This window comes from Teretinema zuelzerae, assembly GCF_021021555.1.
Classification (GTDB): Bacteria; Spirochaetota; Spirochaetia; order Treponematales; family Treponemataceae; genus Teretinema; species Teretinema zuelzerae.
Genome location: NZ_JAINWA010000001.1, coordinates 15280 through 34242 on the forward strand (window position 1 = coordinate 15280; position 18963 = coordinate 34242).

The following is an 18963-nucleotide window of genomic DNA, read 5'->3' on the forward strand; positions in this document are numbered from 1 at the left end:
TTTATGTTCTTAACAGCCAAAATAGCTTCATGTGAAGCTATTTCATGACTACGGCACGTAATTTTTTTCGTGAATCCTTCCATTCAGAACTAATTTGGTGATAGTAACAGAGAGCTTGCTCTTTGCTTCCTTGTTTGTAGGATTCTGGATACTGCTCTGGTTCTTTCATTTTTCCTGTTATTAAATCGATTATGATGTGATTGGTTTCAGTTGCCCTTTCATATGCTTTAATTACCCCAGAATAATTATTGTTTATTTGAAGTTCTATAAATAGCTTTCCAAAAATATAGTGATATGAGTTCTTAGGAAAAAACAACAATTCTTCTGTCGCTTCCATATATTGCTTGCTACTCGCAAACCAGTACATCAGTTTTACGCGTGCCTCCATGTGATCCGTTTCATCAAGTGTGAGCAAATATTGAAACTGTGATATTGCATCAGTGGTTAGATTCTCATCCCACAATGCTGTTCCATATCCATATATACTACGAAGATATGGGCGGAATTGTATGCTCCAGAAATTCCCTATGTATTCATCAAACTCGGTTTGATTTGTACGTTCAAGAAAACTCTCCAACCCTTTTTTATAAAATTCTAAACGTTTCTTATTACTTTTTGCATACAAGGCAAGGATATTGTATGCATCACAACATAAGGGATCGAGTTGAAGCGCTCTTAACGCCATAGTTTTTTTTTCTTCAGTTTTTATTGAGTCCCAGGCATCCCATACATATTCACGGGCTTGCTGAATCGGGTCAAAGAGGCATTTTATTTCTTCTGCCATGGCCGTCTCCTTACGTTAACTCACCTTGCTATCCTTTTTCGCATTTACTCGGAGGTATTTATCTATAAGAATTTGAGTGACTTCTGGCATATGAGTATATAAATGACGATTGTCATAAAAATCGCAGAAACGAATATCATAAAACGATTTACCGCACATAGCTTTTATTCCAATTTTTTCGCTCATTACAATTGTAATTTGCTTGTTTCGACATTCCGGTGCATCGATAACGAACTTAAAGTTCTCGAATGAGAACACTCCCTGGCTATTGGTTTTCCGAATAACTCGTGCTGTTAAAAGCGTATCCAGGAATGTGGTGTCTTCCAAAGGTACAAATCGGCTATCATCTTTTGCAGGAGGAACAGAAAATTGTTTATTAAATTGTTCTATATATACCTGTGTTAAGAAAGAATTTGCTTCTTCAATTGTCTTAATTCCTCGTATTCGAAATTCTGTCGGTAAACGCCCTTGAAGTGTTTGCCATAATCGCTCAATTCTTCCTTTAGCTTCGGGTGATCCCGCTGGAAATAAGGAAATATCTAATTCTTCAAGAATTTCTCCCATTTGTGTTTTTGCTTCAGATTTCCCTTTTAATTGTTCCTCTATACTTATTTTGTCCCTATCTTTTCGATTTACAAAGAACACACCTACACGATCCGGGTAAATATTTAAAGGTATTCCATGGTTTTCAAGTGTTTGACGTGTTACTTCAAGATATCCTAGAAGACATTCATTTTTGCACAAGTATAATCCAGTGATTTTTCCTGTTGCATCATCTTGATATCCGTGGAGCGAATACTTTTCTCCAGTATTAAGCCAATCATAAGGACTTGCATCTGCTTGAAGCAATTCTCCAAAACACTCTCTTCGTGGTCTTGGAGGATGCGGTTGCTTTAATTTCCTTGGCCGCCGTCGTTTCGGACTTTTTATACCTGCATTTTTTAAAATATTCGTTATTGTTGTTTTGCTATAACGAATTCCTTCATATTCCGCTAATAATTCTCTAAAGTGAACAAAATTTGTTGTTCGGTATGCATCAGACTGTTTTAACTCGACTATTCGTTTTTTAATTTCCTCAGGGATTTTTGATGCAGGCGCTCGTCCTTTGTTCCCATGAATAAAAGCTGCTGCGCCGATCGTTCTATAGGCTCGTTTTAGCTGTTTAACCCGTTGTTGAGTAATTTTCAAACGATCAGCGCATTCAGAAACAGTAAACATTCCTTCGCATGCACCCTTGATGAAATACGCTCGTTCAAAGGTTTTTTGTAATTCATTTTCCATAACTTTACCTCTTTTCAAGAATTTCATATAATTTACAATAACTAGTAAAAAGAATCTTTATTAGTTATTGGTAAATTATCAAAAGTGCTTGACAGATACATAGTAATCAACATAAACGCTATCCCGACCAATTCAAGCAGCACCGCATCGAAGAGCAATTTTTTTCTCTTCCTGTTATTTCTTTCATACCTGTTATTGAAGAATAGCTTCAATCTTCCGGAAATAATTGCTTCATACGTTGCATTTCGTTCTGTTTTATCGATCACGAAAACAATCTCGAGTTCTTTTTTACTGAACAACTTGATAGTCCGCATTCTTAATTCATTGAGAAAATCCGAAGAGAAATACCGTTCTTCGTATCCTCTGATATCAAAATCGGAAAAAAGATCATCGTAATTATCTATAGCGATTTGCACACTCATGGCACCCTCAACCAATACTGCGCCGACGGCGAACAGCCGATACTTAGTATAACACTTGAAGTTAGAAACCCGCATTATAAGCACAGCAGCCGGATGCCGTTGCCGGTTATATTTCCTAAAAAGGCCGACTATTTCGCTTGTACCGTTTGATAATCATTGCAATAAAAGGGTTTATCTCTCATAGCAACCTGAGTTCAAAACCTTTTTTTGAATTTCCATTAAACCCAAGCGATTCATAAAATTGATGCGCTTCGATCCTTTTTGAACTGCTTAACAATACTACTTTATAGCAATTATTCGCTTTTGCTAGTTCAACGGCATTTTCCACCAATATTTTGCCTATTCCTTTTCTTCTGTGTCTGATTGAAGTGATGACATTTTCAATTATTCCATAAGGCCTGCCGGATCGCGTTAAATTGTCGATTATTGCTATATTACAGGTTCCGACAATTTCATTATCCTCAATCGCAACTAAATACGTCAGCACATGTTGGAATTCGCTTTTTTTCCAAATGGCTTCCGCGTTGTGTAAATCCAATTCATCATCTTCCGGATTCAATTCTTTATACAAATCAAGTATCTTTGGCAGATCATTAATTGACGCTTTTCTGACTTTCATTTTTTCCTCCATCGCCGTGGACGATGATCGCGAGCAAATTATAACCAGCCCTCAAGAAAGGGTAGATATAATAGAGAAATTATACCCCAAAACCTATGCCGCCGAAACAGGCTACAGGAAAAGACTATTTGGAAGTTAGTACTTTCAAGTATTTTATCATAAAATTCACTGCTTTTAAGGGAAAAAAGTGTAAGCATCCTTTTTATGCTGCAAGAGATTTTGCATCTCATTGCGATCGATCTTGTTTGACAACTCAGCCTGCTATAGATACTATTGTTTCCACTATGAAGACGGCAGAAAACTCGTTAATTACAACCTTGATCGGTTTGCGCGGGAACGCACGCGCGTGCGTATATACAGAACCCATGTGGGGACTTTCCATGAGCCTCTGTCTCCCCTATGCGTCTATTTACATGCTGGCGCTCGGCATTAAAGATGCCGACATCGGCTTATTGACTACGGTCGGAATGTTGTCGCAGGTGGTGTTCGGACTGCTCGGCGGAGTCATCACCGACAAAATGGGACGCCGCAAAACCACGGCGGTCTTTGATTTCCTTGCCTGGTGCGTGCCCTGCGTTATCTGGATGTTCGCCCAAAATTTCTGGTTCTTTCTTGGAGCCCAGCTCGTCAACGGGATGTGGAAGGTGACGCAGAATTCCTGGGACTGTCTTCTCGTAGAAGATGTGGAAAAAGACCAGATAACCAAGGTCTATTCCCTCGTGATCATCGCAAGCCATCTCTCGGCTCTCTTCGCGCCGATTGCGAGCTTCCTTGTCGCCCGGATATCCCTCGTTCCCGCGGTCAGGATTCTCTACCTTAACGCTTTCATCGTCATGACCGCCAAGATATTCATCCTGTATGCCGCGTCCCATGAAACCTCGACCGGCGTAGTGAGAATGCGGGAAACAAAGGGGAAAAGCATCCCATCGCTCCTTGCGGGATACGGAGGGGTTATCAGAATCATTCTCCGCTCGAAGGGAAGCATATTCTCCCTCGTCATCGCAGCTCTCGTGGGCGCCGTCGGCATGGTGAACACCACCTTCTGGCAGGTAATCGCAAGCAGAAAGCTCCTCGTGCCGGACGCTGTTCTGCCCTTCTTCCCGATGCTGAGATCGTTCATTGCCATGTTTTTTCTGTTCACGGTAATCCCGAGGGTAACCGCTACCCCGCGACTACAAAAACCCTTGCTCTTTGGTTTTATTTCTTACTTCATCGGGCAGAATATACTGGCCCTCATCCCCGCTCCGGCACACGCGCTTGCTGCCCCGGGATACGCGCTCCTTGCTTTTTCGCTGGCGTTCGACGGTTTCGGCGCAGGCATTCTCGCGATGCTGGCGGAATCACTCGTCGCCTTGTACGTAGACAAAAAGGAGCGCGCGCGGGTTATGGCCGTCCAACACATGATCATCATGCTGGCTACCGCCCCCTTCGGCTGGATAAGCGGACTCCTGTCCAGTATTTCGCGAACCCTGCCGTTCCGGCTGACTATCGTGCTGATATTCCTGGGCATTATCACCACGTTGCGATACTACCGGACGATCGAGGACTGTCACGAAAATCAAGTCGATTAACACTACTTGATTTATAGTCGATATTTGATTTCAGTCCTCCTGCATGTACCCGAAGCCGGAGGAAACGGGCGGCTTTGGGGCGGGTCTCAGGCTGAACGGTTAGCGTATAGCGATGTTTTCTTCAAGCGAGCGCAGGGCGCCGGTCATTGTATCGTTTGAGACGAGACCGGATTTTCCGAGGAAAATGAAGAAGAGGTTTTTATTCTTGGGCATAGTGACGGAATCCAGTATGAAAGTTCCGTGAATCTTGCCGGCTTTTGAATTGCCTTCCTCGACATACGGGACGCCTGAGTACGGGTGTTTTCTTTCAAGCGCGTAATTCTGCCATTCGTCATGGAAGGTTTTCGGCAGGCGGGGATCAGGTTCGGTCATGCGCATGATATAGGCGAAGTTGTTCGGGTCCGAACCCTCCGCGAGAATCGCCCTGCGCACGTCCCAGACGGGTTCGTCGTTTTTCAACAGGAAGTTAAGATTAATAAGCATGAGGGTTTTATCCTCGATCGGAACGACGGGGTCGAAAGCCTTCAATGAAAAATCTCCGGCATCAAGAGCCGCAGTTTTGCCGTTTTCGTACGAAAACGACATTTGTTTCAGCGGGCCTGAAAGAAAATCGGGACGAGCGAAAAAGGCCTTCCATTCTTCCAGTGTTCCCATATACGAAATCCCGACGAAGTCCACCAAATGTTTCATGTCCCACATCCAATCGGTTCGATCCGCGCTGGAAATGTCCTTGTACAGGAGAGAAACGCCCTGAGGTGTCGGAGTCGAGAAAATAATGATCATCTGGTCGGCGTATTCCATCAGCCATTGATGTATATCCCACCGGCGGCCCCAACGATCTACATGAGAACCGGTATACAAAGGATCGCCCATGGAAGTAATGCGGACGCCGATATCGGAAGACGTCACTTTGCGTTCGTATTTTATGCCTTTGACGATATGATCCATGAGAATCCTGGGATTATCAGTGTATTCGGCGGGGGAGACGGAATCAGGATGTTCTATATCGAGAAAAAATATGCCTGAATTCTCGTACGGCTCGCCCCAATACACTTTGCCGTTCTCTCCGATGTCGGAGGAATTCGCCTGTATGTTCGACATGAACCAGGAATTATCGTTGCTCCCCTGCAGACACAATTGCGGAAAAGCCGAGACATAGATGGAGTTCAGAACCTTCAGCGAATTCGGGCCGTTCGGGAAGAGATCATCCCTGTTTTCTTCCAGAAGAGCCGCCATGCCCTCGGAAGCGATTTCCCGATTTCTGAGAGACAGCCACTGTACGAGATCACGATAGGGCATCGGCAAGGCCGTCTCTTTAACCGTGGTGCGCGTCAGTTTTTTTGTGAATATCGAGAAACCGAAATTCAGGCGCGAGTATAGTATCGCTTTGCCGGGAATGATGTCCTTCATGCCGAGCGCATAGCAGAAATCGTCCTTTTTGCTGAGAACAATCCCGATTACCTTGAAAGAAGAATCGAGAAGAGGTCCGCCTGAGTTTCCGGGATTGGTCGCGATGGAGCTTTTCAGGTATTCCCATTCGCCGTTTTCCGGTTCGGGAAGCGTATCGAGCAGGCGGCCTTCGCGTATGACGATGCCCTCGCCGTATGCATTGCCGGCGGTATATATCGTTTTGTTGAACTGCGCTTCATCCGCGATTTCGAACCATGAAGAGCACTCGAAGTCTTTTACGGTGAATACCACATAATCCCTGTTCGACGAGTAGGAAACGACGGTATCGATTTCGCGGACTATCTCCTCGGTCTTGCCGCTGCCGGTACGTATTTTTTGCCGAATGTAGCGTTCGGTGAATACAAGAGAATCCCGATCGAGGCCTAATACATGGGCTGCCGTCACCAGTTCAGTCCGGCTGACGGCGAAAGCGGTCCCCAGACCGATGTACGGATCGTTCCGTTCCTTGAAATCGAGAAGGTTCCAATGGGGTTCAGCCTCATATGAAAGAGAATCCGAAGTTGGTTTCTTCGCAACGACTTCGTAGCAATTGGAGTTTATCATTTCTACTGTTTTTGAATTAATCGCGGCGCCCTCTCCCCTGGCTGAGTCGCCGGAGGAGGCGCAGGAAGCAAAACCGACCAGGAACACCGCTGCGAGAATGACTGGAAAGACTGTCTTTTTCATGAAATCACCTTACTATGTATGGGCATTTTACGTGATGAACCCCTAGTATATAACGTAAATCCCTAACGAGTAAATCTCGATATTGCGGATTACGGAAAAAGGAGAGACGGTATGAGAAGATTAGCGGCGGCGGTTATTTTTATTGCGGTAGTGCTTGGGCCTGCGGCGGCGCAGAAGAAAAAGGCGGCCGAATACGCGAAGGAAAACGACTTTTCCTTTTTCTTTCCCGAATACAAACATACTCGAAATTTTACCGACATAGACGAGGCGTACGATCATATCGAGGCGTCGATGCATAAGCTGAAAAAGACAATCGGCATGCCGAAGGCTAAAGGACTGGCGGCGAAACTTATCGGTCCAGAACGCGCGGACAAAAAGCCGATCAGCGTCTCGTACTTCCTTTCGGCTAGCGACTCCAACGGCGCTGTGAATGTACACAAGGAGGGATCCGGGATCGAGTCTTCTTTGAAGAATCTGATAACCGCTTCGATCGTATACGTCGTGTTCTGCGACGATAGAGCTGTTTCGATATCCGAGTTCTACATTAAAGACGGATACCGTTTCAGTTCTAATTCGCAACCGAAAAAGTTTACCTTCGGGAAGGACGAATATTCTGCCGTGTATCCCTTCGGGTGGGGCCTCGACAAAGCCTTCGAGTATCTGAAAAAGGAACGAGACTGAATCCTGAGATTCGATGCAGCGTCGCTCCCCTTTCCGTTACATCATCCTGCCTGCTGCGCGCGCGAGGAATTTCCGGGGGGCGAAGCGGGTGAAAAAGGCGGTCAGTTTCCAGATAGCGGTCGGAAGAATAGCGGCTTTGCCTTTTTCGGCCGCCTTGAGGGCGCGGCTGACGACGAGGGAGCTCGGTACGAGACCCTTCATGCCGTGGTCCTTTTTGTTCGCGGCGATTTCGAAGAACTCGGTGGCGACGGGGCCGGGGCAGAGAGCGGTAACAGAGATGCCGCGGGCTTCGAGTTCTACGGCAAGGGCTTCGCTGAAGCTGAGCACGTAGGACTTCGAGGCGGCGTAGACGGCCATCGTGGATATCGGAAGGAAGGCCGCGAGGGAGGCCACCTGTATGATGGAGCTACCCGTTGCCATGTACGGGAGCGCGTCGTAGGTGAGCGCGGTCAGGGTTCGCACGTTAAGGTCAACCATGCCCAGGTTGTCGCCGCGCGAAAGGTCGGAGAAATTCCCGATCTTTCCGTAGCCTGCGTTGTTCACGAGGATGCGCACGGAAGGCTTCTCGGCGGCAAGCTTCGCCGTGATAATCGAGATGCCTTCGTCGGTAGACAAGTCGGCTTCGATGATGACGGCGCGGGCATTCTTCAATTCGCCGGCGAGGGATTCAAGGCGCGCACGTCTTCTGGCGACGAGCCAGATTTCGTCTATTCCTTCCCGCCCGTCTATCTGCCGGGCGAAGTCCGAACCCATTCCGCTGGAAGCTCCGGTTACTATGGCAATCTGTTTCATTCTGTTTTTTCTCCTTGAGCGATACCGTTAATATCAGCATACCGAAACAGGAAGGCTACTCAATTTTTTCCGCTCAGTTTCCCGTTTGGGCTTTGGTGAAAGCGTCGATGAGGACGCGGTTCGCCCAAGCGGGATCGGGGTAGCCGCGGTCGTTTCCGTAAATTCCGAAGGCGCTTTCGTGCCAGGTGTGATAGTTGTAGTTGATCGAGTACTCGGCAAGGATGTCCAGGATATCGGCGATCCAGATTTCTCCGCCGCGGTTCTCCGCGAAAGCTTCGCGCATCAGGCCGAATTCACCGATGTAAAGCGGCACGTTGCGCGTTTTTCCGTAGTCGGCGTACTCCCTGAAGACCGATTCAAGATACGCCTTGTTCCACACATGGACCGAGTCCGCGGAGTAGTAATCGAGGCGGACGACGACGCGCGACGACGGATCGGCTTTCTTGATTTTAACCCAGCCGCTCGCCTTGTACCCGTTGCCTTGCGTGATTTTCAAGGGAGAGCCGTGGTCGCTGATGTTGGCGTCGCCGGTTGAGCCGCTGATCTCAAGCGCAGTTTTTGCGGTGCGTCCGCCCGCTTTTTTGGCGAACGAGCCGCTCGAGTCTTCAGACCAATAATACCAGCCTGACTCGGAATCCGCCGCTGAGCGGTATACGACGCCGAGGGATCTTCCCTCGGGATCGAACTCTTCTATTTCCAGATCCGAGACGAGAACTGAGCCCGAACGGCCGAGCGAGCGGGCTTGAACGGTCGGGTGGCCCAGTTTGAATCTATCGTTCGCGGGATAGTGAACGGCCCCTTCGAGGTAAATCCACCCGTCGCGGTCTACAGGAGCGGCGGGATTGGAGTCGGTAAAACCGGCCCATCGTTTATTTTTCGCCTCGATCCGGTTATTGTCGGGCCAGACGGCATACGAGCCTTTATAGCTTGTCCAACTTGCATTTTGGTGACTAAAGGGCATCGGATCGTAGAGGTGGAATTCATAAACGAGTTGTCCGCTCGGATCTTTCAGTCCCTGGGGGAAGTAGAGGTTCTGTTCGATTTCCGCCGTTGTTCCGTTTTTAAGCCAGATGGCGCGCTCGACGAAGATGAGGTGGCGCTGGTTGACGGAGCGGATCGAGTCGATGAGGTTTTGCGCGAGGGTTTCCCACTGCTTCATGCCGGAGACGGGAACCGGCTCGTTGAGGATGCCGAAGCCGAGAACGCCGCTTTCGCCTGCGTACCTGCGGGCGATTTCCTTCCAGAGCGCGCCGAGGCGTTTCTGGTTAGCGGGGTTGTTCCACAGGGCGTCGCCCTGCCCGATCGACTGGTAGCCGCCCTGGGGATAGTGCATGTTGAGAAGAAGGCGGATGCCCTGCTTTTTCGCGGCTGCTATGTTCTGGTCGAGCCAGGCGAAGCCCGCTTCCTTGTAGGCGTAGGGTTTAGAGTCGTCTTCGAAGAGCCCGTAATTGATGTAGAAGCGCACCGAGTTAAAGCCCATCGCGGCTGCCGCGGCGTAGTCGTCCATCGTGTGGTGCGTAAAGCCGTTCGCGCTCGAAGGATTCGACCACACCGAGTTCCCGAACGCGACCCCGCGCACCGTGTACGGAGAGCCGTCCGGCTCGACAAGCAGGGTTCCCCGAGCCTGAATCAGATCTCCCCTATCCTGCCCGGTTACAGGCGCTGTCGACAGTCCGGAACCGGACTTCTCGCCTGTTCCTGCGGAATATGCCGGAGAAACTGCGAAAAACACGAAGGCGAGGAAAGAAATCAAAGAAAGATAAAAAGGCGAATTGTTTGAGCGAAGTGTATTCATGAGGTCAAGTATACACCAGGACGAGGGGGCGGCGTAGTAGCGTTTTCTTGCCTATACCTACCGGTAGGTATAGGCAAGAAATACCTGCGAAGCCAGGGGGAGCCGCGTCTTGAGAGCTATCGGGAAGGGGCGCAGCCAGTCGCTAAAAGGGAGAGCTGTTCCCCCTCCTCCGTTCTTGTATTCCGGGCCGGCAACGCTGATCCCGGGCTATGAAAGGCGCATGGACTACGATTTTCTGGATTGGGCGCGGTTTTGGGCGTTCGCGTTTTTGTACGCGAGGGCGGCGGTAGAGGACGCGAGGACGATGAGGATGCATACCCGTCCACTGGAGGCGGCAGCGGTTCTGTTTTCGGCGGAAGGTTTCGCGCATTCTGCAGGGTGCGCGGGAGCGGGTTTGTGGTTTCTCGCGGCGAGGACGATGGCGGACGCTGCGGCGGGAGGAAGGAAGACGGCGGGAAACGGGGACCTTGCGGCGTGCATGCTGCTAGGCGCCTGGGGAGGATTCGAGTTCGCGGCGAAGGCGATAACGGCCGGGACGGTTTTGTGCACGGGGGCCCTCGTCGATGCGGAATTCAGGAAGGGGAAACGGAGGATGCCCTTTGTGCCGGCGCTCGCGGCGGGTGCGTTGTGGACGATCGCGTCGGGACTTGCGTCGGGTTTTCTGTCCGGTTGAGGCTTGCTGTTTTTTTTGAAGCGGATATTGGGCCAGAAAGACGGATCGAGGGCGATGTCGGGGCATGGAACGCATTAGTAATCGCTCGCTTCGATGTCATTGCTTGTTCGCATCATCGCCCGCTCGCTCGCTCGCGGTCTGTCTCGCTCTTTGTCTCTGCGCTTCGCCGGCGAGGGCGGAAACAAATTCAGGCGGGAAGCTGAAAACCGCGGCCTTCGATTTTGTGAACCAGGAGTACGGGGATATTCTCTACGCGTTGTCTCTCTGGAGCGGCTTTACGCTGACGGCCGACGACACGGTGAATGGGCGGGCGACGTTCCGGTATCGGGGCGCCGAGTTCCGGGAGGCGTTTTCGCTTTTTCTGAAAACTGAAAATCTCTATGCGCAGGAATCAGGCGGGGCGTGGACGGTGTCGAGAATGTCGCTTTCACGGACCGACGGCGGGTCGGAAGCAAACGGCGGGTCGAGCTCGGCAAGCGGCGGCGATAAAGATGCCGAATGCGAGTGGGTTCTGGACGCGTCGGGGGTGAGCGCGGAGAAGATGCTCGAACGAATTTCGAGGGAGAGCGGGCGGACCATCGTGTGGGAGGTGCTGCCGAACCGGCTGCTTTCTATCCACGCGCGGACGCAGTCGGTCGACGAACTAGCGGCCCTGGTGATAAAGCCGTTTCCGGGATGGGCGGCATTCGACGACGGAAGCGCTCTTCACATTAAACAGGCTTCTCTCGGTGAGGCTAATCCTGCCAGGGAGAGCGCGAGCGGTTTATATATAGAAAAAAAAGGAAGTTTGTATTCGGTCGATATCCGGCAGGCGCGGCTCGGCGAGGCGGTGGACCGGCTTTCGCGCGAGGAAGGAAACGCCTGCGTGAGTCTATTAAAATCAGACCCGATGATAGCCTCTCTCCGCGTCGAGGACCGATCGTGGGACGAGGTGTTCACCCTCGTCGCGGAGCAGGCGGGCGCCGAGTGGATCGAGAGGGACGGGATACGCTACATCCTGCCGGCCTCCCAGGACGCGCAGAAAAAAATCCGCGAGGGAGGCTGGGATTGGCGGGTGTATACGCTGACGAACGTGAGGCCTTCCGGAGCGAAGAACCTTTTGGCCGCGCGTTTTCCGAATCTGCGCTGCGAGGCGGCAGGAGACGGAGGAGTCATCCTCCTGCAGGGCGAAAGCTCGGCTTTGGAAGAGGGAGAGCGGTATCTCGAGCTGGTGGACAGGAGCCAGCGAAGTTCGCTCGTCGTCCTGAAATATATTTCCGCGGAAGAATTATTCAAGAGCCTGCCTCCTTCGGTTAAGAAGGAGGATCTGACGGATACGGGCACCGGGAAGTCGGTGTTCTTTACCGGGCCGGAGGGCTTGAAGAAGACTTTTCTCGCAGAGCTTGCCGAGATCGACCGGCCGAAGACACGGTTGCGTTACGACCTGTTGATCATGCAGTTCGAAAGCTCGTCCGCCGTTTCCTGGGGCACGAGCGCAGAGATGGCGCGCATGGAAAGGGGCGACGCGAGCGCGGTCGCGGGCAGATTCGGAAACCTGCTGGGATTGAACTTCGACGTGATCACCCTCTTCGGCTATACATTTTCGGCGCGGCTCGACGCGGCTCTTTCGGAGAACCGGGCGAAGGTGTACGCCGACACGACGCTTCACGGCATATCGGGAGAGCGCGTCTCTTTCAAAAACACGACGACGTACCGCTACCGCGATTCGAACATCGACCCTGAAACGGGGAAACCGATGTATTCGGGGGTGACGAGGGAAATCGTATCGGGCATCACGGTGGATATTTCGGGCTGGGTGTCCGGCGACGGGATGGTGACGATGACGGTCGCGGCCGCGGTGTCCAAGCGGGGAGCCGACGTAGCCTCGGCCTCGTCGAATCCGCCGCCTACATCGGAGCGGAACGTAACCACCAAGGTGAACGCCGCCGACGGAGAACCGGTTATTTTAAGCGGACTGCGCCAGGACGACCGGAACGAGGGAACGGCCGGAGTACCGATCGTCTCGAAAATTCCGATTCTTGGAAGCCTGCTTTCGCAGCGGGAAAAAAAGAGAGAAAAAACGGAAATGGTGATGTACATCGTTCCGCATGTATGCGCCGAAGACAGCGAGGACGACGGAGAGGAAGGCGCGAGGGAGCTCGCGGCGACGGCCTACGAGAGAATCGTCGCGCCGCGTCTTGTAGAGGCGGCGTACGGGAGGGCGGAAAGATGAGGCAGTTCGCTCCCGAATTCTGCGCGGCGCGAAAGCTCTGCATGCTGAGCGAGGACGCCGATTGCGCGACAGTCGGCTATGCCGGCGGGAAACCGGACGCCGAGGCTCTCCGGCTTCTCGCGGACGCGTTCGCGGGCAAGAGAGTCGAGCTTGAGAAAATGAGCGAGGGCGCCTTTATGCGCTGGGTCGCGGCGATTCGTCCGCAAAAGGAAGTTCAAGGATCCCTTGCGTTTTTTCCTGCGAACATCGCAAGACTTTTCCCTGCGATGCGCTCTCGATTAACCGGTGATTATAGAAAGAAAAAAATATTTTTAACCGCCGGCGGGAATCTCCCGCTCGCCGCCCTTACAGCTCCCGGATGGAGCGTCGCGGAGATGAATCCGTTATCTCCGGCGGTGACGGCGATGAACGGTTTGGTTACCGAGGCTCTCGAACGGGGAGCTTCGGATATTCACATCGAAGGCGACGCAGGCGGCGCCGCGGTGAGGATGCGGATCGACGGAGCGCTCTATCCGGTCGGACGGTTCGAGCCGGATCTTTCCGCGTCAGTTGCCGCCCGGATCAAGCTGATGGCGAACCTCAACACCCTTGAAACGCGGAAACCGCAGGACGGAAGGTTTTCCGTCAAGACCGGCGGACGCAGAGAACGCGATGTGCGCGTTTCCATAGTGCCGGGAATTCTCGGCGAGTCTATCGCCCTCCGTTTTCTCGACGGCGGAATCGACACCCCCTCGATCGAAGGTCTCGGACTGCCGGACCGCTACTCGAAAGCCCTCGACGATATCGCTTCGCTTCCAGGGGGACTGGTAATAGTTTGCGGCCCGACGGGAAGCGGAAAAACCACGACCCTTGCGGCGGTGCTCGCATCCTGCTCTCCCGATGCGCGAAAGATTATCACGCTCGAAGATCCGGTCGAATACCGGATACCCGGAGCGATTCAGATACCGGTACAGGAGCAGCTCGGTCTCGGGTTCGATACCCTCCTCCGCCGGGTGCTCAGGCAGGACCCCGACGTCATCATGGTCGGCGAGATCCGAGACGGGGAAACGGCAGCCCTTGCCGCGCGCGCGGCTCTCACGGGACATCTGGTGCTGACCACGGTCCACGCTTCCTCGTGCGCGGGTGCCCTTTCGCGGCTCGTCGAACTCGGTGCCGACGAGGGAGTCCTCCGGGAGGTCGTACGCGCGGTAATTTCCCAGCGCCTCGCCCGCCGCATCTGCCCCGAATGCCGAGGGGCGGGAGCTGTACTCGCTGACGCGCGAGCTGGACACGCTGACGCGCAAGCTCAACTCCCAGGCGCGCAAGATTGGCACGATGACGCGCGAGATTGTCACGCGGGCGCGCGAACAAATCACGCGGGCGCGCAAACTCAACTCGCTGACGCGCGAGCTGGACACGCTGACGCGCAAGCTCGACACGCGGGCGCGCAAGCTCAACTCCCAGGCGCGCAAGATTGGCACGATGACGCGCGAGCTGGACACGCGGGCGCGCGAGCTCAACTCGCGGGCGCGCGAGCTCAACTCGCGGGCGCGCAAGGTCAACACGCGGGCGCGCGAGATTGGCACGCTGATGCGCGATCGGGACTCGCGGGCGAGCCGGCAGGTTCGGCGTGCTCGGCGTGCGCGGTGTGCGGGGGCAGCGGATGGAAGGGGCGGATCGCGTTGATGGAAACGAGCGGATACGGTATGCCCGCGGGCTCGCTGCGGGATTCGGGGATGGTGGCTGCGGCGCGCGGACAGACGACCGGCGAGGAGATAGCGCGGATTCTCGGCGCTGAGGGAGGAGCAGAATGACGGGTAAAAAAAGGGAGGCGTTCATCGAGTCGCTCGGGACGCTCGTGGAAAGCGAATGCACGGCGCGCGAGGCGCTCACGGTTCTCGCGAAAGAAGACGAAGCCGCCGGAGCTCTCCTTGAACGAATCGAACGGGGCGAGCTCTTTTCTGCGGCCTTTTGCGAAGAAGGATTCGCGAAGGGCTCCCAATGGAAAGGATTTCTCGCCCTCTTCGAAACGACCGGACGGCTCGATCAGGGGCTCGCCCTTATGAGCGAATCGCTCGAGCGTTCCGACCGTTTCGCTTCGCGGCTTGCCGGCTCCCTCGCCTACCCGCTTCTCGTCCTCCTTCTGTGTTCGGCCGTTTCCCTGCTCGCCCTCGCCGTATTCCTTCCGGCCCTGCAAAACTCGAACCTCCCGCTCGATGCTCTCAGCCTCGAGCGGATGCGAACGGGAGCATTGACGGCTCTCGTCTTTCCGCTCGTCAGCGTTCCCGCCTGCGCGGCTTTTTTCGTCCTGCCGCTGGCGCGAAGGGAAAAAGAAGCCGCGTTCTGGGCAGTCCTTGAACGCCTCGCAAGCTCGAAGCTTCCGCTCGACCAGTGTTTGCGCGCTTCAGGCGCGAGCGGCGGAATCGAAACGAGGGAACCCTACCTGTACTACTCGCTTTCGTCGGCGGAGACAACCGGAGACTACGAGCGCGCCTTCGCGAAAAACTCGCGCTACTGCGCCCGGCGGCTCGACGACGCCCATGAACTGTCGGGAAAACTGATGGAGCCGGCTCTCCTCGGAATCGGCGGAATCGACGTGCTTCTGCTTGCCTGGAATTTCTTTCTGCCGATTCTCTCCGCCGCGGGAAGCATCGGCGCGTGACCGTAAACCGAAGCGAAAACAATACGCACGCCGGGAGGCAACAATGAAAACAACAGTAAACCGCATATCCGAAAGCGCCGGAGAGGACGACGGATTCACCTTCGTGGAAACCCTCATTGTCCTCGCGATCATGGCGGTGTTGAGCGCGGGGATCGGAATTCCCGCGCTCAGCCACATCGAACGCGCGAGAGAAATTTCTGCGAGGACGCAGATCGATGCATTCAGGACGGCTCTTCATACCTACAACCTCGACTGCGCGCAATTCCCCACGACAGACCAGGGACTCGCGGCGCTCTGGAAATTACCGGAACTCCACCCCGTTCCCGCGAACTGGAGGGGCCCCTACCTCGACCGACCGCCGCGGCTCGACCCCTGGGGATCGCCCTGGCAATACCGGAGTCCGGGAGCGGAGAACCTTCCCTGGACGCTCTCGTCCTACGGAGCGGATAAAAAAGAAGGAGGCGAAAAAGATGGCGCGGATATTTCCAGCTTCGACTGAAGAAGGATCAGTCACTGCATTCATGATCGCCGCGGTGATCCTTACCATCGCCCTGCTCGGCCTCTGGGAAGCCGGCGTTGCGCGAAGCGAACGCCAGACGGCGATCCTGGAAAAGGCCCTCGTCGCAGAACAAGCGGAAGACGGCAGATGAATTACATCGACGTGCTCTGCGCGCTTTGCATCGCGGCAATCGCTCTTCCGCCCCTTGCTTCCAGAGGCTTCCTCGTCTCGAAACGAGAAGCGGCCGCCGCGATCCGCGCGAAAACGCTCTGCGCTCTCGCGGCCGAGAAACAACTATTCGAGAGCGATTGCGAATCGGGAACGCCGGAAGCCGCGCTCAGCCGATGGCCGCAGGCATCCTTCGAAATAGAAGAAGCAGACGGAAAGACCCTCCGCTATTTGCGGATCGAAGCGCTCGGCCGCCCCTGGTATTTCCCCGGCGAAACGGCGACCGCCGACGACTGACGACGAAAAGGAGGACCCATGCGCGCGACCGCACTCATGCCGGAAGGCTCGTACAGCTCATATCTGATGGACTATCAAAAACCGAAGCCGTCGACGCGGCAGCAGAACGAGTTTCTTCGCGCCGTCCACCCGTTTTACCCGGACGGCACACGCGTCGACCGGAGAACCCTTGACGACGGAAACACCCGCTCGCTCCTGCTCACCCTCGTCTCTGCCCGCCGCGAATATCCGCGCGGAGTCCGCTTTGTGACCGCGGAGATGATACGGAATGCAAAACGCATATCCCCGCTTCTCCGCGGCCTGAGTCTTCCCCGGGAAAAAAAGAAAGGAGAATACCACGCGGGAAAAGCAGCGCTCCTCCTTTCGTCGCTTGTACTTCTCTGCCTTTCCGCGGGCGTACTCGCCTCCTTCCGAAACCCGGGAAGCGCCGCGGAACCCATAGCGGAACCCATAGCGGAACCGATTGCGGAAGTCGTCGCATCGGATGAATCAGCGTCGGCGCGTAAGCCGCCGCTCGCCGACGCAACGCCGGCTGATCGGGCCGCGCAGAGCGAAACCTTTTCCGCGCTTTTTAACTCGGCAATTCGCGCGGCGGCCTTGCATAAGGGAACGGTTCGGGAACTGTCGTTTTCAAGAGGCGAACGGCCGCTCATGAAAGCGCGCTATGAAATTATAAACGCGGCGGACGCGCTGGCCGGATTCGCGGAGGACGAGAACGGGGTAACCATGGCGAGCGGAGAGATACGCTGGAACGGAGGCATCGCAGAAGCTCATGTCGAACTTTCAGTCAGAGGCGCCGCGCTTGAACTACAGGGGCAGGATGCGATCCGGCCGGACGCGATCGCGGCGGACGCTATCCCGGCAGCAGAGCGCGCGCGGAGGAATCTATCCGAAATGGAACGCCTTGCGCGCGCGACGGGACGGCATCCGCTTTCCGTTCGAACAGCGAACGAAAACACCCAGTTTCTCCTGGGCATGGAAATCGAAGAAAACGCGCTCCCGCTTTTTTTCGCCGACCTCGCGAACGCATACCGTGATGCAGGAATGAGAGTGGAATCGTTCGCTATCCGAAAGAAACCGACAGACGACTCCTTATTTTGCATCGACGCGGAATTGCGCGCGGAAACGGAAACCGCTTTACACCCGACACCACTTCCTCCCGAGGACATGATTCGCAAAGCCTTCGCCAGTAAAAAAAAGAATGCGAACAAACCGGCGGGACTCGCGGTGCGAACGAAGGCCGCGGATGAGGTCGAGGGGACGATCATCGGAAACATCGAGGAGGAGGACGGCTCGCGCTGGATATTCACGCGGCTCGGCGACGGCACGGTGCGGGAGCGGCTCGCATCTAGCGAAAAGGAGATTCTGAAATGAACAATATCAAGGCGTTCGCGCGCGAGGTCTCGCGGGCGATTTTGCTCTGTGCATTGCTATGTTCCTGCGCGACGGCGAAGCCCTTCGGAAGAACGGGAACCCTGCAAGGGATGATTTACGACACGGCGAACCGGCCGGTTCCCGGCTATGCGATCGGGACGGGCGCGTTCAACAAAACTGAAACAGACATCAACGGACGGTTCGCGCTCGAGCGGGTTCCCTACGGCGAGACGGTGCTTCGGGGCGAAGGGAAACGCCATGCGTCGGTTTCGCAAACGGTCGAGTTCTCCGATCCGCGCATTGTCGCGTACATCCGCGTTCCGTCGAGAATCGCGGTGTATCGGCAGATCGACGGCGCGCTTTCTGAAGGAGGCGCGGAGGAAGCGCGGGCGCTGCTCGAATCGCTACCGGAGGAAGAGCGGGTGACCCGGGCGTGGAATGTGTACGCAGCGATAGGCGATTGGCTTGCCTCCGGCTCGGAACGCGAAGACGAAGCGCTTGAACGGGTCGAGCGTTGGGCGAAGGAGGTTCGCGAATGAATGTACGGACAACGGCCGGTCTCGCGGTATTGATCGCCGCGCTGACGGCATTCGGTTGCGCGGCGGACGGCGGCGAGTTCTTCGAGCTGTTCGCAAACGGCGGAGCAAAACCCTGCGTGGTTTCGGCACCGAAAATGTCGATCGGCGAGTCGGCGGGAAACTTCGCTATCGCGGGAATCGTATTCGACGCGATCAATTGCTCGAATAAGGAAATATCGGAAATCGAAGCGGTCATGTTCTGCACGAATTCGAGCGGAGAGCCGGTAGAGATCGCCGGCGGAAACCCGGTGCTGGCGCGGGCGGAAATATCTCTGGCGCCGGGAGAGCGGAAAACGCTCGCTCTCAGCCTCGACGCAAAACTCAACTCGATTCCCGAAGAAAACTGGACCATCGATCCGTGCGAAATCGTACGGGTCTCTTTCAGCGACGGCTCGAGCTGGCGGGACCGGTCGTTTTTCGCGATCGGCGTGGAGGACTGA

19 protein-coding genes are annotated in these 18963 nt (G+C 54.3%); 12 read left to right on the forward strand and 7 right to left on the reverse strand.

Translation table 11 applies throughout. The features are described from left to right. Positions 1-37: 37 nt before the first annotated feature. From K7J14_RS00070 to K7J14_RS00085, 4 genes are all read right to left on the reverse strand, one after another. On the reverse strand, positions 38-784 hold the full coding sequence (locus K7J14_RS00070; RefSeq protein WP_230751994.1) for a hypothetical protein: 747 nt from the start codon (positions 782-784) through the stop codon (positions 38-40). A 15-nt stretch (positions 785-799) separates the two neighbouring features. Continuing rightward, positions 800-2092 (reverse strand): ISNCY family transposase, encoded by a 1293-nt coding sequence (locus tag K7J14_RS00075; RefSeq protein ID WP_230751995.1) that lies wholly within the window; start codon positions 2090-2092, stop codon positions 800-802. 14 nt (positions 2093-2106) lie between these two features. Next, positions 2107-2487, reverse strand: coding sequence for a hypothetical protein (locus K7J14_RS00080; protein ID WP_230751997.1), 381 nt, complete (start codon positions 2485-2487; stop codon positions 2107-2109). Positions 2488-2665: 178 nt separating this feature from the next. Then, positions 2666-3106, reverse strand: a complete 441-nt coding sequence (locus tag K7J14_RS00085; RefSeq protein WP_230751999.1) for a GNAT family N-acetyltransferase — start codon at positions 3104-3106, stop codon at positions 2666-2668. A 284-nt stretch (positions 3107-3390) separates the two neighbouring features. Between K7J14_RS00085 and K7J14_RS00090 the strand changes: the two genes are divergently transcribed. Then, positions 3391-4677: an MFS transporter gene (locus tag K7J14_RS00090; RefSeq protein WP_230752002.1), complete on the forward strand. Its 1287-nt coding sequence runs from the start codon at positions 3391-3393 to the stop codon at positions 4675-4677. A 99-nt stretch (positions 4678-4776) separates the two neighbouring features. On the opposite strand, the gene K7J14_RS00095 is transcribed toward K7J14_RS00090, so the two are convergent. Next, a complete protein-coding gene (locus tag K7J14_RS00095; protein WP_230752003.1) occupies positions 4777-6813 on the reverse strand; it encodes a S1 family peptidase in 2037 nt (678 codons plus the stop codon). A gap of 111 nt (positions 6814-6924) precedes the next feature. Between K7J14_RS00095 and K7J14_RS00100 the strand changes: the two genes are divergently transcribed. Further along, on the forward strand, positions 6925-7494 hold the full coding sequence (locus K7J14_RS00100) for a hypothetical protein (protein ID WP_230752004.1): 570 nt from the start codon (positions 6925-6927) through the stop codon (positions 7492-7494). 36 nt (positions 7495-7530) lie between these two features. Here the strand turns inward: K7J14_RS00100 and K7J14_RS00105 are convergent, their stop codons facing one another. Both K7J14_RS00105 and K7J14_RS00110 read right to left on the reverse strand, forming a co-directional pair. Beyond that, positions 7531-8286 carry an SDR family NAD(P)-dependent oxidoreductase gene (locus tag K7J14_RS00105; RefSeq protein ID WP_230752005.1) on the reverse strand — a complete coding sequence of 252 codons (756 nt, stop codon included), beginning with the start codon at positions 8284-8286 and terminating at the stop codon, positions 7531-7533. Positions 8287-8359: 73 nt separating this feature from the next. Further along, the gene (locus K7J14_RS00110) at positions 8360-10081 is read right to left on the reverse strand and encodes a glycoside hydrolase family 5 protein (RefSeq protein ID WP_230752006.1); all 1722 of its coding nucleotides are present in this window, start codon (positions 10079-10081) and stop codon (positions 8360-8362) included. Positions 10082-10190: 109 nt separating this feature from the next. Between K7J14_RS00110 and K7J14_RS00115 the strand changes: the two genes are divergently transcribed. The 10 genes from K7J14_RS00115 to K7J14_RS00160 all read left to right on the forward strand — a co-directional run bounded on the left by K7J14_RS00115 (position 10191) and on the right by K7J14_RS00160 (position 18963). Continuing rightward, complete coding sequence (locus K7J14_RS00115; RefSeq protein ID WP_230752007.1) at positions 10191-10754, forward strand: hypothetical protein; 564 nt, start codon at positions 10191-10193, stop codon at positions 10752-10754. Positions 10755-10857: 103 nt separating this feature from the next. Continuing rightward, positions 10858-12966 carry a type II secretion system protein GspD gene (locus K7J14_RS00120; protein WP_230752008.1) on the forward strand — a complete coding sequence of 703 codons (2109 nt, stop codon included), beginning with the start codon at positions 10858-10860 and terminating at the stop codon, positions 12964-12966. Then, positions 12963-14759 carry an ATPase, T2SS/T4P/T4SS family gene (locus K7J14_RS00125; protein ID WP_230752009.1) on the forward strand — a complete coding sequence of 599 codons (1797 nt, stop codon included), beginning with the start codon at positions 12963-12965 and terminating at the stop codon, positions 14757-14759. Before K7J14_RS00120 ends, K7J14_RS00125 begins: the two co-directional genes overlap by 4 nt. Next, entirely contained in the window at positions 14756-15607 is an 852-nt protein-coding gene (locus K7J14_RS00130; protein WP_230752010.1) for a type II secretion system F family protein, read from the forward strand. The genes K7J14_RS00125 and K7J14_RS00130 overlap by 4 nt, the downstream gene beginning before the upstream one ends. Positions 15608-15650: 43 nt before the next feature. Next, positions 15651-16106, forward strand: a complete 456-nt coding sequence (gene gspG / locus K7J14_RS00135) for a type II secretion system major pseudopilin GspG (RefSeq protein ID WP_230752011.1) — start codon at positions 15651-15653, stop codon at positions 16104-16106. Further along, positions 16078-16257 carry a hypothetical protein gene (locus K7J14_RS00140; RefSeq protein ID WP_230752013.1) on the forward strand — a complete coding sequence of 60 codons (180 nt, stop codon included), beginning with the start codon at positions 16078-16080 and terminating at the stop codon, positions 16255-16257. Before gspG ends, K7J14_RS00140 begins: the two co-directional genes overlap by 29 nt. Beyond that, entirely contained in the window at positions 16254-16571 is a 318-nt protein-coding gene (locus K7J14_RS00145) for a hypothetical protein (protein WP_230752015.1), read from the forward strand. The genes K7J14_RS00140 and K7J14_RS00145 overlap by 4 nt, the downstream gene beginning before the upstream one ends. A gap of 18 nt (positions 16572-16589) precedes the next feature. Then, complete coding sequence (locus K7J14_RS00150; RefSeq protein WP_230752016.1) at positions 16590-17945, forward strand: hypothetical protein; 1356 nt, start codon at positions 16590-16592, stop codon at positions 17943-17945. Further along, on the forward strand, positions 17942-18484 hold the full coding sequence (locus K7J14_RS00155; RefSeq protein WP_230752017.1) for a carboxypeptidase-like regulatory domain-containing protein: 543 nt from the start codon (positions 17942-17944) through the stop codon (positions 18482-18484). Before K7J14_RS00150 ends, K7J14_RS00155 begins: the two co-directional genes overlap by 4 nt. After that, a complete protein-coding gene (locus tag K7J14_RS00160; protein ID WP_230752018.1) occupies positions 18481-18963 on the forward strand; it encodes a hypothetical protein in 483 nt (160 codons plus the stop codon). Before K7J14_RS00155 ends, K7J14_RS00160 begins: the two co-directional genes overlap by 4 nt.

Excerpts from the sequence above, each read along its gene's own strand:
- gspG (WP_230752011.1), top strand. The coding sequence starts at position 15,651 with ATGAAAACAACAGTAAACCGCATATCCGAAAGCGCCGGAGAGGACGAC.
- K7J14_RS00085 (WP_230751999.1), bottom strand. The coding sequence starts at position 3,106 with ATGAAAGTCAGAAAAGCGTCAATTAATGATCTGCCAAAGATACTTGAT.
- K7J14_RS00105 (WP_230752005.1), bottom strand. The coding sequence starts at position 8,286 with ATGAAACAGATTGCCATAGTAACCGGAGCTTCCAGCGGAATGGGTTCG.
- K7J14_RS00125 (WP_230752009.1), top strand. The coding sequence starts at position 12,963 with ATGAGGCAGTTCGCTCCCGAATTCTGCGCGGCGCGAAAGCTCTGCATG.
- K7J14_RS00140 (WP_230752013.1), top strand. The coding sequence starts at position 16,078 with ATGGCGCGGATATTTCCAGCTTCGACTGAAGAAGGATCAGTCACTGCA.
- K7J14_RS00130 (WP_230752010.1), top strand. The coding sequence starts at position 14,756 with ATGACGGGTAAAAAAAGGGAGGCGTTCATCGAGTCGCTCGGGACGCTC.
- K7J14_RS00160 (WP_230752018.1), top strand. The coding sequence starts at position 18,481 with ATGAATGTACGGACAACGGCCGGTCTCGCGGTATTGATCGCCGCGCTG.
- K7J14_RS00145 (WP_230752015.1), top strand. The coding sequence starts at position 16,254 with ATGAATTACATCGACGTGCTCTGCGCGCTTTGCATCGCGGCAATCGCT.
- K7J14_RS00110 (WP_230752006.1), bottom strand. The coding sequence starts at position 10,081 with ATGAATACACTTCGCTCAAACAATTCGCCTTTTTATCTTTCTTTGATT.
- K7J14_RS00075 (WP_230751995.1), bottom strand. The coding sequence starts at position 2,092 with ATGAAATTCTTGAAAAGAGGTAAAGTTATGGAAAATGAATTACAAAAA.
- K7J14_RS00150 (WP_230752016.1), top strand. The coding sequence starts at position 16,590 with ATGCGCGCGACCGCACTCATGCCGGAAGGCTCGTACAGCTCATATCTG.
- K7J14_RS00155 (WP_230752017.1), top strand. The coding sequence starts at position 17,942 with ATGAACAATATCAAGGCGTTCGCGCGCGAGGTCTCGCGGGCGATTTTG.
- K7J14_RS00090 (WP_230752002.1), top strand. The coding sequence starts at position 3,391 with ATGAAGACGGCAGAAAACTCGTTAATTACAACCTTGATCGGTTTGCGC.
- K7J14_RS00095 (WP_230752003.1), bottom strand. The coding sequence starts at position 6,813 with ATGAAAAAGACAGTCTTTCCAGTCATTCTCGCAGCGGTGTTCCTGGTC.
- K7J14_RS00080 (WP_230751997.1), bottom strand. The coding sequence starts at position 2,487 with ATGAGTGTGCAAATCGCTATAGATAATTACGATGATCTTTTTTCCGAT.
- K7J14_RS00070 (WP_230751994.1), bottom strand. The coding sequence starts at position 784 with ATGGCAGAAGAAATAAAATGCCTCTTTGACCCGATTCAGCAAGCCCGT.
- K7J14_RS00100 (WP_230752004.1), top strand. The coding sequence starts at position 6,925 with ATGAGAAGATTAGCGGCGGCGGTTATTTTTATTGCGGTAGTGCTTGGG.